At 63.5% G+C, this 14,269-nt stretch carries 15 protein-coding genes and 2 pseudogenes; 8 read left to right on the forward strand and 9 right to left on the reverse strand.

The window, feature by feature from the left end:
• Window positions 1-36 precede the first annotated feature (36 nt).
• From B4383_RS07160 to B4383_RS07170, 3 genes are all read left to right on the forward strand, one after another.
• Entirely contained in the window at window positions 37-2,073 is a 2,037-nt protein-coding gene (locus B4383_RS07160; RefSeq protein ID WP_078290286.1) for a prolyl oligopeptidase family serine peptidase, read from the forward strand.
• A 59-nt stretch (window positions 2,074-2,132) separates the two neighbouring features.
• Window positions 2,133-2,570, forward strand: a complete 438-nt coding sequence (locus B4383_RS07165; protein ID WP_078290285.1) for a hypothetical protein — start codon at window positions 2,133-2,135, stop codon at window positions 2,568-2,570.
• Window positions 2,571-3,018: 448 nt separating this feature from the next.
• A complete protein-coding gene (locus tag B4383_RS07170; RefSeq protein WP_046256038.1) occupies window positions 3,019-3,210 on the forward strand; it encodes a hypothetical protein in 192 nt (63 codons plus the stop codon).
• 8 nt (window positions 3,211-3,218) lie between these two features.
• Here B4383_RS07170 and B4383_RS07175 read toward each other — a convergent pair whose 3' ends face one another.
• Genes B4383_RS07175 through B4383_RS07195 form a run of 5 tightly spaced genes read right to left on the reverse strand, consistent with a single transcriptional unit; the run spans window position 3,219 to window position 8,279 of the window.
• Window positions 3,219-4,055 carry a hypothetical protein gene (locus B4383_RS07175; RefSeq protein WP_078290284.1) on the reverse strand — a complete coding sequence of 279 codons (837 nt, stop codon included), beginning with the start codon at window positions 4,053-4,055 and terminating at the stop codon, window positions 3,219-3,221.
• 10 nt (window positions 4,056-4,065) lie between these two features.
• On the reverse strand, window positions 4,066-4,932 hold the full coding sequence (gene ppk2, locus B4383_RS07180) for a polyphosphate kinase 2 (RefSeq protein ID WP_078290283.1): 867 nt from the start codon (window positions 4,930-4,932) through the stop codon (window positions 4,066-4,068).
• A gap of 58 nt (window positions 4,933-4,990) precedes the next feature.
• Window positions 4,991-6,520 (reverse strand): aldehyde dehydrogenase family protein, encoded by a 1,530-nt coding sequence (locus B4383_RS07185; protein WP_078290282.1) that lies wholly within the window; start codon window positions 6,518-6,520, stop codon window positions 4,991-4,993.
• A gap of 38 nt (window positions 6,521-6,558) precedes the next feature.
• Window positions 6,559-7,089: a mycothiol transferase gene (locus B4383_RS07190; RefSeq protein WP_078290281.1), complete on the reverse strand. Its 531-nt coding sequence runs from the start codon at window positions 7,087-7,089 to the stop codon at window positions 6,559-6,561.
• Entirely contained in the window at window positions 7,086-8,279 is a 1,194-nt protein-coding gene (locus B4383_RS07195; RefSeq protein ID WP_078290280.1) for an MFS transporter, read from the reverse strand. The genes B4383_RS07190 and B4383_RS07195 overlap by 4 nt, the downstream gene beginning before the upstream one ends.
• Window positions 8,280-8,477: 198 nt before the next feature.
• On the opposite strand from B4383_RS07195, the gene B4383_RS07200 reads away from it, so the two are divergent.
• The 3 genes and pseudogenes from B4383_RS07200 to B4383_RS07210 all read left to right on the forward strand — a co-directional run.
• Complete coding sequence (locus tag B4383_RS07200; RefSeq protein ID WP_078290279.1) at window positions 8,478-8,816, forward strand: metalloregulator ArsR/SmtB family transcription factor; 339 nt, start codon at window positions 8,478-8,480, stop codon at window positions 8,814-8,816.
• A gap of 29 nt (window positions 8,817-8,845) precedes the next feature.
• Entirely contained in the window at window positions 8,846-9,319 is a 474-nt protein-coding gene (locus B4383_RS07205; protein ID WP_078290278.1) for an SRPBCC domain-containing protein, read from the forward strand.
• A gap of 229 nt (window positions 9,320-9,548) precedes the next feature.
• Window positions 9,549-9,879, forward strand: a pseudogene (locus B4383_RS07210) (PE-PPE domain-containing protein); the annotation flags it as partial.
• Window positions 9,880-9,958: 79 nt separating this feature from the next.
• Here B4383_RS07210 and B4383_RS07215 read toward each other — a convergent pair.
• Together B4383_RS07215 and B4383_RS07220 are read right to left on the reverse strand one after the other, a co-directional pair.
• A complete protein-coding gene (locus B4383_RS07215; protein ID WP_078290277.1) occupies window positions 9,959-10,858 on the reverse strand; it encodes a YHYH protein in 900 nt (299 codons plus the stop codon).
• A gap of 66 nt (window positions 10,859-10,924) precedes the next feature.
• Window positions 10,925-11,161 (reverse strand): annotated as a pseudogene (locus tag B4383_RS07220) (anti-sigma factor); the annotation flags it as partial.
• Between the two features lie 76 nt (window positions 11,162-11,237).
• Between B4383_RS07220 and B4383_RS26210 the strand changes: the two are divergent.
• Together B4383_RS26210 and B4383_RS07225 are read left to right on the forward strand one after the other, a co-directional pair.
• Window positions 11,238-11,402: a hypothetical protein gene (locus B4383_RS26210; protein WP_109555886.1), complete on the forward strand. Its 165-nt coding sequence runs from the start codon at window positions 11,238-11,240 to the stop codon at window positions 11,400-11,402.
• Between the two features lie 29 nt (window positions 11,403-11,431).
• Window positions 11,432-12,943 carry a trehalose-6-phosphate synthase gene (locus tag B4383_RS07225; protein ID WP_078290276.1) on the forward strand — a complete coding sequence of 504 codons (1,512 nt, stop codon included), beginning with the start codon at window positions 11,432-11,434 and terminating at the stop codon, window positions 12,941-12,943.
• On the opposite strand, the gene B4383_RS07230 is transcribed toward B4383_RS07225, so the two are convergent.
• Together B4383_RS07230 and B4383_RS07235 are read right to left on the reverse strand one after the other, a co-directional pair.
• The gene (locus tag B4383_RS07230) at window positions 12,940-13,443 is read right to left on the reverse strand and encodes a mammalian cell entry protein (protein WP_078290275.1); all 504 of its coding nucleotides are present in this window, start codon (window positions 13,441-13,443) and stop codon (window positions 12,940-12,942) included. The two genes, B4383_RS07225 and B4383_RS07230, sit on opposite strands and share 4 nt — an antisense overlap.
• The gene (locus B4383_RS07235) at window positions 13,422-14,138 is read right to left on the reverse strand and encodes a mammalian cell entry protein (protein WP_078290274.1); all 717 of its coding nucleotides are present in this window, start codon (window positions 14,136-14,138) and stop codon (window positions 13,422-13,424) included. The genes B4383_RS07230 and B4383_RS07235 overlap by 22 nt, the downstream gene beginning before the upstream one ends.
• Window positions 14,139-14,269: the final 131 nt, after the last annotated feature.

A 14,269-nucleotide genomic window follows, 5' to 3' on the forward strand; every position in this document is an offset into this window, starting at 1 on the left:
TTCGACCATACTGCGATCACTGGCACACTGGCTCAAATGACGTCGGCGCGCCGCTCCCCGGACCCACATCTCTGGCTCGAAGACATTGGCGGTGACGAACCGCTGAACTGGGTGCGCGAACACAACTCGATAACAACCGGCAAGTTTTCCGGTGAGCGTTTTGACGATATGCGGGCCGAGGCGCTGGCCATTCTCAATACGGATGCACAGATCCCCTATGTGCGCCGGCGGGGCGAATACCTCTACAACTTCTGGCGCGATGCCAACAACGCCCGCGGCCTTTGGCGCCGAACCACTTTGGATCAGTACCGTCTGGAAGATCCCCAATGGGACGTCATCATCGACGTTGACGCGCTGGCGGACACCGAGGAAGAAAACTGGGTCTGGGCGGGCGCGACCGCGCTACGGCCCGAGTTCCGCCGGGCGCTGGTCAGTCTGTCGCGCGGCGGGTCGGACGCCGTAGTGGTGCGCGAATTCGATCTGGAAACAAGACAGTTCGTGACGGACGGTTTCGTGCTGCCCGAGGCCAAGACGCAGATCGGGTGGATCGACGCCGACACTGTTTTCGTGGGGACAGATTTTGGGCCCGACAGTCTCACGGACTCGGGGTATCCCCGTCTAGTGAAACGCTGGAAACGCGGGCAATCCCCAGACGAAGCGGAGCTGGTGTTTAGCGGCGAATCCTCAGACGTGATGGTGAGTGCGAGCTATGACGACACTCCGGGCTTCGAACGCACCCTAGTCAGCCGGGCCACCGACTTCTTCAACTCCGAAGTACACGAGCTAAGCGTCGACGGAGAGCTGCTGCGCATCGACGTCCCCACCGATGCCTCGGTATCGGTGCACCGTGAATGGCTCCTCGTCGAGCTCAAGTCGCCGTGGCAGGTGGATGGCACCGAGCATTCGGCCGGGACGCTGTTGGCCGCTCGCTATGCGGACTTCCTCGCCGGCGATCGCGCCGTCACCCCGGTGTTCGTTCCCGATGAGCACGCGAGTCTGCACCACTACGCGTGGACGCGGGAACGGCTCACCGTCGCGATCCTGCGCGATGTGATCAGCGAGATCCTGGTCTTCACCCCGGGCACCTGGGACTCGGAACCACTGGCGGGTGTGCCGGTCAACACGACCACACAGATCGTCGCGGTCGATGACCTGGGCGACGAGATTTTCCTCGACACATCAGGATTCACCCAGCCGTCGACACTGCTGCGCGGTGAAGTAGGTGAGGTGAGCGCCGCTCAGGCCTGGGTATCCCCCATCAAGTCGGCGCCATCGTTCTTCGACGGCGCAGCCTTTGAGGTGGCCCAACACTTCGCACGGTCCGACGACGGGACGTCGATTCCGTATTTCGTGGTTCGCCCCAAGGGATCCGATGGTGCGGGGCCGACTCTGCTCGGCGGTTACGGGGGCTTTGAGGTCGCCCGGACTCCCGGGTACGACGGTGTGCTGGGCAAGCTGTGGCTGTCCCGTGGCGGCACGTACGTGCTGGCCAATATCCGCGGGGGTGGCGAGTACGGCCCGGTGTGGCACACCCAGGCGATGCGTGAGGGGCGCCATCTGGTGTACGAGGACTTCGCCGCTGTCGCGCGCGATCTGGTGGCTCGGGGCATCACCACCGCGGCACAGCTGGGCGCACAGGGCGGGAGCAACGGCGGCCTGCTGATGGGGGTGATGCTCACGGCATACCCGGAGCTGTTCGGCGCGTTGGTGTGCCAGGTGCCGCTGCTGGATATGCGCCGCTACCACTTGCTGCTGGCCGGCGCCTCCTGGGTTGCCGAGTATGGCGACCCCGACAATCCCGATGATTGGGAGTTCATCTCCAAATACTCTCCTTACCAAAATATTTCGCCCGAGAAGCGTTATCCACCGGTTCTGGTGACCACCTCGACCCGCGATGACCGCGTTCACCCGGGGCACGCGCGCAAGATGACCGCCGCATTGCAAGAGGCCGGGCAACCGGTCTGGTACTACGAAAACATCGAGGGCGGCCACGGCGGCGCGGCTAACAACGAACAGTCGGCATTCAAGGCGGCGCTGGCCATCGAGTTCCTCTGGCGCCAGCTCGCACCCTGACCCGAAATATCAGGGCAATCCCCGATGCCGTGACACCACCCGCGACGCACAATGGCCGTATGAGCGAATCCAACACCGTTCCGCCGTGGGTTAACAAGATGGTCAAGGGCCTGCTCCGCAGCCCGCTGCACCCCGTACTCAGCGGCAACATCGCGTTGTTCACCTTCACCGGCCGCAAGAGCGGCAAGGAATACAACGTCGCCGCCACCTACGTTCGCAAGGGCGACGTGTTGACCGTATTCACCGACAGGGCGTGGGCCAAGAATCTGCGCGATGGCCGGCCCGTCACCGCGTTGGTGCGCGGCAAGCGGCTCGATGGCACCGCCGAGCTTTCCACGGGACCGCAGATCGCCGGGCCGCTGGCCGAGCTGCTGCACAAGGTGCCGCGAGATGCCAAGTATCACAACGTGCGCCGTAATCCAGACGGCAGCTTCAACAGATCCGATATTGACCGGGCGGCGGCCAGTGAGAGCATGGTGACAGTGCATCTTTCATGACGTACATCACTCCGAATGGGAACAGTCTCGCGAATCACGTTCCCGGGTCACCCCATCACACGGTGACGACATAGTCACACACATGCAGTTTGCTCGACATGTTGCCGGTCCCGCAAATCGCCATTAACTAACCCCCACAAAACCGCAGCTCACAGGTGCTAACTGCTGCAAGCAGTGTCTGATCAAAATCTTAATATCCCAGCTCAGGGGCATGGCGATATCGCGGGGTGGCCGCACCGGCAACGGGCTCCGTTACCGAAATCGAGACCGATCCGTAACCGTCATGGATTGTTGCCATCGGTGCGCTCGGGTACCTTGGTAGTTAGCTGAATTATTGGCCTTGGCAAAGTCGCCCGGCGGGCCGCAGTTATTGACCGACCGTGACGTGAGCGCATTGATGAGCTTCCGGATAGTCGGTAGTTGGAGCCAGATTGCCGTGAGGTGCACGATGAGAAACGACCTGTTCATCGGGTTGAGCGAAAACGGGTGGGACCGTGCTCCGTGGGATACCGAACCGGAGTTTTCACCCACCGAGCTGGACATCCTGTTGGATCGTCGGCTGTCCGTCAGTGACGCCGCTGAACGCGTCGGATGTGTCGAGCACGACGTGCAGCGCATCCGCGACGCACACGCGGCCTAGCGTTCACGTCAGCGCCGCAGCATGCCGCCCACCAACCCCGCGGCCACTCCGATCACGATCACCAGTCCTCCGGCGGCCATAGTGAGGCTCAGCCAGTGGTGGGCATTGCTCACCGCCTGCGTGACCAGTCCGTCGGCCACATCGCGGAGATTGTCGGTGACGCGGTTCAACGGCCGGTCCAGATAGCGCCGACCGATCTCCAGCCCAGCCCACCCGGCCGCGCCTACGAGTAGTGCCGAAATACCCAGCCCGGCAAGACCCTTGGCGCGGCTGCGCACCGCCAACTGAGTCAAGCCCGCGAGAACAAGGGTCAGGCCGAACGATATCCAGACCGCAAGCTGGCCGAAGCGTGCCACCGGCACCAATCGTCCCGGCGTCAATCCGGCCAGATTGTCCTCGGTAACCGAGACCTTCAGCGTCTCCGGCGCCTTGATGGAAAGACCTTGCGGCACCAGGCTCTTGATCATGGGGGCCATGTCGATCTGCCAGCTTCCCTGCGAATCACGCTGCGCCGAGCTCGAGTTCGTGAATAACCACTGGTGTGCCATCCGATTCACCGATGCGAAGTCGGCACGGAACTGCGGCCCACTGGTGTACGCAGCGGTCAATTCCGCGACCTGAGTCTCGTTGACGCGCGAACCCTGCTTCTTACCCAGCGACACGATCTGTGTGGTGAGTTCCGCGGCGATCGCGCGCTGAACATTCGGATCGGCCGCCGCCGGCCCCGTCAACGCCACGTAGCCGTTCTCGTCGACAATCCTGGACTGTGTCCAGGCCGCCGTCACCGTGACGGCCAGTGCGGCGGTGGTGAGCAGCCACAGCAGGACCGCGAACAGGAATCGCATCCCGCCCAGGTTAGTCCGTAAGCGCGCGCCCCAGGATTAGCGGATCGGCCTGGCCGACGACGTCGGTGTCCTTGTCGTCGTAGTCGAATTTGCCCAGGACATGCCGCATCGCGTTGACACGGGCCCGCTTCTTGTCGTTGCTCTTTACCACGATCCACGGCGCGTGATCGGTATCGGTCAGCGAGAACATCTCTTCCTTGGCCTTAGTGTAGGCGTCCCACTTGTCTAGGGAAGCCAAGTCCATCGGCGAGAGCTTCCACTGCCGCACCGGGTCAACCTGCCGGATCGCGAAGCGCGTGCGCTGCTCGGCGGACGATACCGAGAACCACAACTTGGTGAGGCTGATGCCATCATTGACCAGCATCTGCTCGAAAAGTGGTGCCTGGTGGATGAATTCGGAATGCTGGTCGTCAGAGCAGAATCCCATGACCCGTTCGACGCCGGCGCGGTTGTACCAGGACCTGTCGAAGCACACCATCTCTCCGGCCGCCGGCAGATGCGGAACATACCGCTGGAAATACCACTGGGTGCGTTCCCGTTCAGTCGGCTTCTCCAGCGCGACAACCCGGGCACCACGCGGGTTGAGGTGCTCCATGAACCGCTTGATGGTGCCGCCCTTGCCCGCGGCGTCGCGCCCCTCGAAGAGGATGACGTGCCGGGCGCCGGTGCGCTTGCTCCAGTTCTGGAGCTTGAGGAGCTCGATCTGCAGCAACCGCTTCTCAAGCTCGTACTGCTGACGGCTCATCCGCTCGTCGTACGGATAGTTTTCCCGCCAGGTATCCACCGCGACGCCGTCAGGCGCAATGAGTATCGGATCATCGTCATCATCATCGTCGACGGTGTAGCCCTGCGCGGCGGCGGTAATGGTCTCGGTCACCAGCGGAAAATATCCCCGGTAATCGTCGCCACGATGGACAGCGAATGAACGGCTGGTGTCAGCGACGGAAGGGGCGCAAGGCCTTGTTCGAGAGCTTGGTGAGGCTCTTGAGCGCGACAGGAGCCAACCAGCTCGGTCCGCTGTACCAGAGCGGCTCACTGGGCAGTGTCACCCGGGTGTCGACGATGGCCTCGGTGCGGCAGTACTTGAGCAGACCGCTGGCGCCCCCAAAGCGCGAGCCCATCCCGGAACCCTTCCATCCTCCATGCGGCGCGGTGAGACAGGACAGGTTCATGATCACGTCGTTGATGTTGACCGTGCCGCAATCAAGTTGCAGCGCAATACGTTCGGCACGCTTTCGATCCTTGGACCACACGCTGGCGGAGAGTCCGTACACACTGTCATTCGCCAAGGCGATCGCCTTGGATTCCTCGGAGAACCGCATGATCGGTAGCGTCGGGCCAAAGGTCTCCTCCCGCATGCAGTCCATCGAATGGTCCACGTCGACCAGCACGGTCGGAGCGTAGAAGGTGCCGCCCCCCGGGACCCGTGCCCCGCCGGTGAGCGCCCGAGCACCCGCCGAGACCGCTTGGCGCACATGCTGGTCCACGATTTCGAGCTGGTTTTCATCGATCATGGCGCCGACGCTATGGTCCATCCCGGCGCCGATCTCCAAGGTCCGCACCTCGTCGATCACCAGATCGACGAACTGCTCGTAGATCGAGTCGTGCACATATACCCGCTCAACGGATACGCAGGTCTGCCCGGCGTTGAACATGGCGCCCCACACCGCCGCGTGCGCGGCGCGTTTGACGTCGGCGTCCGACAGCACCAGCATCGGATCTTTGCCGCCGAGTTCCAGGCTGACGGGGGTGAGCCGGCGTGCGGCACGCTCCATGATCTTCTTGCCGGTGGCCGTCGATCCGGTGAACTGGATGAAGTCGACGTTGTCGATCAGCGCCTCGCCTACCTCACGCGCGCCCTGGACGATCTCGAACACCGGCGGCGCCCCGATTTCCTCCCAGCCACGTGCGATGAGTTCATCGGAGAGGGGCGTCCGCTCCGAGGGCTTGAGCAGCACAGAACAGCCCGCCAACAGTGCCGGAATTACATCCCAATATCCAAGTGCCACAGGGTAATTCCAGGGCGAAATGACACCTACGACCTTACGGGGCCGCTGATGCAGCGTGATCTTCTTAGTATTCATGGCCATCGACGACGCCGGCCGCGACTCGGGTGCCAAAAACTCCGCCGCACGCGGTGCGTAGTACGCGATGATCGCCAGAATCGACGGAATTTCGATGCCCGCGTCGATCTTGGACTTGCCGGTCTCGGCGATCAGTTGGGCCTCGATACGGGGTGTGTTATCGGTCAGCCACTGCGCGAAACGCGCCAGTACCTTGCCACGCCCCTCGGGGCCGAGACGTTCCCATGACGGCTGCGCCCTCGCCAGTTGCGCGGTGATTACGGGGATATCCGAGGGATCGGTCCAGTTCACCTGCCCAACAACCTGCCCATTCGCGGGATTGCGCACGTCGCGAGCGGCGTGATGGGCGGCAGTGGCGAGATTTTCAGACGTCGTTGTCATTAGAGGAGTCTAGGCACGAGGTGACCCACGTCGCATCCCTACCGGTTGGTTGGGATGATCCCGCGCAGGTAGGCAGCTTGGCCCAGATGCTGGGCGCAGTCATCGACGATGCTGACCAACCGGGCACTCGCCGTGACCGGCGGGTCCCAGTGTCTGTCGACGACGCGTGCGAGTTCGGAATCGGTAAGACTCTCGACATAGCGCAGCGTCATCTCGTGCACCTCCTCGTAATAGCCGCTGAGTAGATCGACCGTCGCGACGACCTTGGCCACGTCCGCCGGTGTGTGCCCGTAACCGTTGGAATCGGCGGGCAGGTCGAGGCCGAATCGCGGCTCCCAGCCCCGGGCCGTCCACAGCGGCTCGTCCCCCGTGATGGCACAGATCTGCACATCCTGGCATCGGGCCGAATGCCAAATCAGCCAGGCGATGCTGTTCGCATCCGGCTTGGGGCGATACGCCAATGCGGAATCGGGAAGACCGTCGGTCACCTCGCCGACGTGTTCGATGATCCGAGTAAAGCTGTCACGCAACAGTTCCCGCGCCGACGCAGCCACCAGAAAGTCCGTCATGGTTTGACGGTACGCCCGGGCTTGGGCACCGCCTTGGTGGCAGGTGCGGTCATCGTCAACGCGCCCGCCGCACAGCCACAGACAAGCACCGCGAAGATCGGCAGTACCAAAGCGGTATTGAGCGAGAGGGCATCGGCCACCCAGCCGATGAGTGCGGGTCCGCCCAGTACCGCGACGTAACCGGTGCCGACAACCCGCGACAGCACGCGGCCCTCGTGTTGTTCGTCGATATTGCCCGCGACGGTGAACACCTGCGGGACGCCACCGGCGAGCCCGAGGCCCACCGCCGCCCAACCCACCAACGTCAACGGCAGCACCGGAGAGGCGATGACGATCAGCATCCCGACAGCCGCCAGGGCGCAACCCCACCGCAGCACCGGAACCCTCCCCACCCGCTCCACGAGCTTGTCGACGGTAAACCGGCCCAGCGTCATCGCGAGCATGAATACCCCAAAGGCGAACGCGCCTTGGGAATGGGAGGCGCCCAAATGCTCCTGCGCGTGCAGACTGCTCCAGTCCGTGGCCGACCCCTCCGACAGCATGAGCAAGAACGCCAGCAAGCCGAGCGTCAGCACCTGGCCCCGGCGACACGTCATGGGTGGCGGCAGGGTGTACGGCACCGTGTCCGGCGCTTCTACTTCGCCCGCCCGCAGCGTGTCGCGGAGCAGCACAGTGGCTGAGCACGCCAGCAGCGCCAGGCACAGCACGGTGACACCGAGCACCGTCTCCCAGACCTTGATGTGCAGGGCGAACGCGGCCGACCCGATTCCCGCACCCACCACGTTGCCCACGGAGAACACCCCGTGAAATGAGGCCATGATCGGGCGGCCGTGGAAACGCTCGACGTCGACCGCCGCGGCGTTCATCGCGACATCGGTGACACCCACGGCGACGCCGCAGAGGACCGCACCGAGACCGGCGACCCACACGGCGTGGGCTGCCAGCGGAATGTTGACGCCGAGGGCCATCGCCGCACCGCCCGCGACCGCGATCGGACCGCTTCCGAATCGGTCGACGAGCACACCACTGAGCTGCATGCCCAGCAGTGCGCCGACCCCGAGCCCCAACACCACGAAGCCCAGCACCGTCGAGGACATCCCCGTGGCCTGCTTCATGGTCGGCAGGTGCACGGCCCAGGTGGCCACCACGAGCCCGAACGATGCGAATACACCGATTACGGCAATCCGCATCCGCAGCGGCTTCGTCAAGAAAAGATCCTCACCTAGGGCATTGAGCCAACGACCGCGCGCCCACCACGACCTCGGCGAGCAGCACTCACCGGTACCTCTTGACCACAGTACTGATCAGCGCTACGCAAGGCCGAGTCGCCACATGACCGGCCATATATATTCCTTGATATTCATATGATTCGATGGTGATATGGCGTCATGGATGCCTTCATGGTGATCGCCGATCCGACCCGACGCCGGATCATCGACACCTTGCGCGAGGGGGCGGCCGATGTCACGACCCTGATAGAACGGCTCGATCTTTCGCAGTCGCTGGTGTCCAAGCACCTGAGTGTCCTGCGCGACGCGGGCACAGTTCGGGTGGAGGTCGCCGGGAAACGCCGCGTGTACCACCTGGCGGACGATCCCCTCCCTGCCGTGCTGGCCTGGGTGACGCCCTATCACCGCACGTGGGCCAACGCGTTCGATCACCTGACATTTCTCATCGACAACGACTGCGGCACCCATGACGACAAGGAAGAGGACAACCGTGACTAATCCCCTGGCCGCCACCCTCACACCGTGCGATGACCACGAAGGCAGATGGGTCCTCACCATGTCCCGCGGACCTACGCCATCCGCCGGAGGCGGTCTGGCAGTGGCTTATCGACCCCGACAGGTTGCGTCAGTGGTCGCCCGCCATACCCGATCGCCCCTTGGATTCGGTGGGAGCCGCCCGGGTTCAGGAGACCGCCGCCGATCCGGTGCTCGACGGCGAGGTGCTCACCGTCGACCCGCCTCGCGAGCTCATCCATCGCTGGGGTCCCGATGACACCCTGCGCTGGCGAATCGAACCCACGGAGGATGGGTGCCGGCTGACCCTCGAGCATTCGATGTCCGATCGCGGTAACGCCTCCAGCAATGCCGGCGGTTGGCACATCTGCCTGGACACTCTCACTCTCGCCATCGACGGGACGCCGCGAGGCCGGGTCGTCGGCCTTGATGCCATGACACATGACTGGCAAAGCCTCAATGATAGGTACGCGGCGATACTCGGATAAGCCCTCGCAGAATTTGCGGTAATCCCTCGCGCACACTCCAGGATCGGCCAGTTAATTTGGGTATAAATCTGCACCAAAAAATAGCGGTTGAACAGGCACTACCCACGTAGTGGCAACTATGCCGCGATCACCTGATTTGACGGGTCTGAGCACTGCGAAATTGCTTTGCTCAAATTACTCTCAGGCCACCGCATTCGGCATCGGCGCCGAATGCACGGGAGGGGTCCTGATGGCTGCGCAGCATTCGGTTTTGGGGAAACGTCACTCACACTCAAGCGCTCGATAGCCACTGCGGCAGCGGTGGCGGCGACCTGCACGGTTCTGGCACCGGTCGCGATGGAGTCGCGACCATCGCCTCAACGCTCGTGTCCTATGTCATCGGAGTCGGCGGCAACAACGACGGCGCCAGCGCCAACATCCCCGCCAAGATCGGCCATAAGTTCGTCACCGAGTCTGACATCTACACACCAGTGTCGTATCCGGGCGCCGTCTGGCCGGTCAGCGGCATCACCGCACCCACCTTCAAGACATCAGTAACCGAAGGCAACGCCAACCTCAATGCGGCGATCGATCAAGCCCCACTCGAACTCCGACGGGGGCCACTCAGGGAGTAACGCGGCGTGACGCCGCCTGCAGGCATTATCGCCCCGGCGGCTGTGCCCTGCCCTGCACCGTGGTGGGACGTCCCCTAAAACAGCTCACCGAGTACGGGTAGTCCTGAGTCATCACGTAGTGATAGGTGTCAACGTCCCTGCCGTCCAGACTCACAGTGCTCGTGATGCCATGACACTCGTCGAGATCGTTGGTGGTGAGGGTGTTTCCGTCTCCCACGCGTGCCCCGGTGATGGGAAAACCATCCAGCGCGTAGCCGACCACCTCAGCGACATGTGCCTTCGCCAGACACGGGCTGGGTGTGTGGTAGTGGTAGCTGCCCGTCACCTCCGGATGCCCTGAGCAGTCGTCCTGCACCTCCCACGCCCCCGCATCGCGCCCCACCGCGTCAAGGGCACTGAACAACACCACACCCGACAGCATCACGCCCACCTCATGGCCGATGCACTGCGGCGTGCCATAGGTGGGCTCAGCGGCCAGCACATACGTCAGCTCTTGCGCGGCGATGGCGTTCGGGTTGCGGTCGTACTGGTACGCGGTGTCATCGGTCGCGATCGGGAACCGCCCGGTGGTGTGGTTTCGGGGCAAGTCGTTGGTCTTGATCACCCGGGCAGCCCCGGATTTCGTTTCGGCGAACGCGCCGTCGTGTTGTACATGCCCCTGGACATGCGCCTTCCTGGCCGGGTAGTACCACGTGCCGTCCTCGGAGAACCACGGCCCACGGACATGTGCACCGATGGCCAGCCCAAAACTCTGCGCGTACCGCGGGCACGCGAACACGTACCCGGGACGCGGGCCAGCTGTCACGATCTTCCCGTCCCCCACGGGAAGCCTGCCATCAGCGAAAACGTCACCATAGTTGTGGGCGATATCGAGCGTCAGGGGCTCAGGCTGCACCTCCGGCGGCGCGGAGCAGGCTCCGACCATCGCCAGACAAATCAGCCAGATCAAAACCCCCGGATTCCGCACGGCACCAAGTCAAACATCAGCCCTCACCCCGGAAACGACGTATACCTCCTCGGGCCCGGGCCGATGATGATCTTCCCCAGCCCACACCACTCCCGGCGCAATGGTCGTGATCAGGGCTTTCGCGCCACTGTCATCCTCCCAGAGCGGTTGAATGGTCACCCCGGGGAAGAGCTCGATCGGCTCGACGTCGGCAGCCGATTTCCGCGCGCACCCGGGAGCATTGGGACCGAACTGACCCGGATCTCCCTGGGTGCTCGTCATGCGTGGAGCAACCCCATCCGGGGATGTGGGCATTCCTCATGTGAGCACTCGGCACCGCGTCGCCTAGAATGGATGAATGCCAGCCAAGACCGAACCAGCCGCGATCGACGACATCGAGCCGCTGGCCGACGAGACTGCCCACCAGGCGCAGCGCGTCGTCGCCGCCTACGCAAACGATGCCGACGAGTGCCGCATGCTGCTCGCGATGCTGGGTATCGGGCCAACCAAGGTCGACGCGTAACTCGATACGTTTCCCTCTGAGAAACAAACATGGTGCCTCCATCGGATGATCGATCGCCGGTAGAGGCTGTCGCGGGCACGTCCGACTTCGTCGTCGTTGCCAACCGCCTCCCGATCGACCTGGTGAAGCTGCCCGACGGCTCTACGACGTGGAAACGCAGCCCTGGCGGGCTCGTCACCGCGATGGAACCGCTGCTGCGCAAGCGTCGCGGCGCCTGGGTGGGCTGGCCCGGAGTTCCCGACGTCGACGTCGCCCCGGTCTCCGAGGACGACATGGTGCTGTACTCGGTCCGCCTCTCTACTGAGGAGGTTGCCGAGTATTACGAGGGCTTCTCCAATGCCACCCTGTGGCCGCTGTATCACGATGTGATCGTCAAGCCGGAATATCACCGTGAGTGGTGGCAGGCATATGTCGACGTGAATCGTAAGTTCGCGGAGGCAACGGCAGCAGTCGCCGCCGAGGGCGCGACGGTATGGGTCCAGGACTACCAGCTGCAGTTGGTACCCAAGATGCTGCGCATGCTGCGGCCGGATCTGACGATCGGCTTCTTCCTGCACATTCCGTTCCCGCCTGTGGAGCTGTTCATGCAGATGCCGTGGCGTACCGAGATCGTGGACGGCCTGCTGGGCGCCGACCTCATCGGATTCCACCTGGCCGGCGGTGCCCAGAACTTCATGTACCTGGCGCGAAGGTTGGTGGGTGCCAGCACATCTCGTGCATCGATCGGCGTGCGCTCGCGGTTCGGTGAGATCCGGGTGGGCTTCCGCACCGTGAAGGTGGGCGCCTTCCCCATCTCCATCGATTCGACACAGCTCGACAGTGTGTCCCGCAGCAAACAGATCCGCCAGCGCGCCAAGGAGATTCGCGCCGAGCTCGGCGGACCACGCAAGATCCTGCTGGGCGTCGATAGGCTCGACTACACCAAGGGCATCGACATCCGGCTGCGCGCCTACGAGGAACTACTCGCCGAGGGCCGCGCCAGCAGCAGCGACACCGTCTTCATCCAGCTCGCCACGCCCAGTCGCGAACGCGTCGACAGCTACAAGAAGATGCGTGGCGACGTGGAACAGCAGGTGGGCCACATCAACGGCGAGTTCGGCGAGGTCGGACACGCGGTGGTGCATTACCTACACCGCCCGGTGCCCCGCGAGGACCTCATCGCCTTCTTCGTCGCCGCCGATGTCATGTTGGTGACACCGCTGCGCGACGGCATGAATCTGGTGGCCAAGGAGTACGTCGCATGCCGCAGCGATCTGGGCGGCTCACTGGTGCTCTCCGAATTCACCGGAGCAGCAGCAGAATTACGTCAGTCTTATCTGGTCAATCCGCACGATATCGATGGCGTGAAGGACGGTATCGAGTCGGCGCTCAACCAGGCTCCCGAGGAAGGGCGGCGCCGGATGCGGGCGCTGCGCCGTCAGGTGCTCGTTCACGACGTGGATCGGTGGGCGCGCGCGTTCCTGGAAGCGCTAGCGACACCAGCCACCGGTGATTCGATCGCACCGGAGCAGCCCGCGGTATTGGGCGGCGAGCCCCTCTAAAGCGGCGTGATGTAGGAGATCAACCATTTGTCTCCGGAGCGCGTGTAGTCCACCTGAATCGATGACGAGTCGTACACGGGGGTGCGCGACTGGTCGGTGATGGTGCGATTCATGTACACCACCACTTGCGCCGAATCTCTATGCGCGGCAATGATCCCGGTGCCCACGACACTGGTCTGGCTGACGATCTTGCGCTGCTTGGCCTGCGGGATGATCTCCCTGTTCGCCTTGTCTTCGAACTCACGCCGGTACTCGGGGGTCAACCCCGCGTACTGTTCGTCAAGGCTGCGCTCGACGGTCTGGTAGTCGTATCCGAAGATGCTTCCCACCTGCTTACCGGCCTGTTTGATCAGCGTCTCACCCGCGTCCCGACTGGCAACCGTGTCAACCCTGTGCCAGTACATGCCGCCGGCCACGGCAGACAAACCGATCACTGCCAGCACCACAATCGCGACGAAAGTTCTTGTCAGCCAACGCATCAGCTCTGCCCATCCGGCCAACGCAAGTCATATGCGGTCATGTTTCCTTGCTGGTCCTCGGCGACGATCATCCGCATGCGGTACGACTTGGAGGGCTCGTTGACCCCCGAGTCGGCGTTGGTGAGCGTCACACGCGCGGAGATGAGGATCGACGCCTTCTTGCTTATCTCGTCGACGCTCTCCAGGCTCGCCTTCTTGATCACCACCTCGGAGCTGGTCCCGGTTTGGTGATACAGCGCTTTGAGATTGGCAGTGTTGTCGGGGTTGAACGTGCCCCGCAGCGGTCCGCTGGTGCTATTGACGAACTGGTCGACGTTCTTGTCGATGCTGTCCTGGCTATAGGTCATCATGTTCGTCACCGTCTGCACGGCGGTGTCGACGAAGCGCTGATCGCGCGCGGCCCGGAGGTCGTCCTGGTGTTGCGCACGCCCCATGAGCGCCAGCGCCAACCCCAGCGCGCCGATGAGCACTACCGCCAGTACGGCCGCCGCCCACGTCACAGCGCGCGTGTTTCCTAGCCGGCGGGAGTCGGCAACCGAAGGCTCGGTCTTCGACCGGACCTCGGTGCGGCCCAAGGACACACTGATGGTCTCGGCACCGATCTCACTGGTCGGGCCGGCCGGCCGAGCCGCCCGCCGCCGGGTTGTCTGTGCCGAGCCGCCCGCGCGAACAGTCTCGGGCTGCGATGACGGGGTCGTCGTGTCTTCTTCGATCATACCGGCTTCGGTCCCAACATCAGATCCGCCCACGTCTCCGCCTCGCTACCACGATCCAACGCGGGCGCATAGACGCTCGGCTGATTGTTGGCATCAAGAAACACACCATTCTTCGGATCGTAGGCACGTGC

It is taken from the genome of Mycobacterium sp. D16R24, assembly GCF_002013385.1.
Taxonomy (GTDB): Bacteria; Actinomycetota; Actinomycetes; order Mycobacteriales; family Mycobacteriaceae; genus Mycobacterium.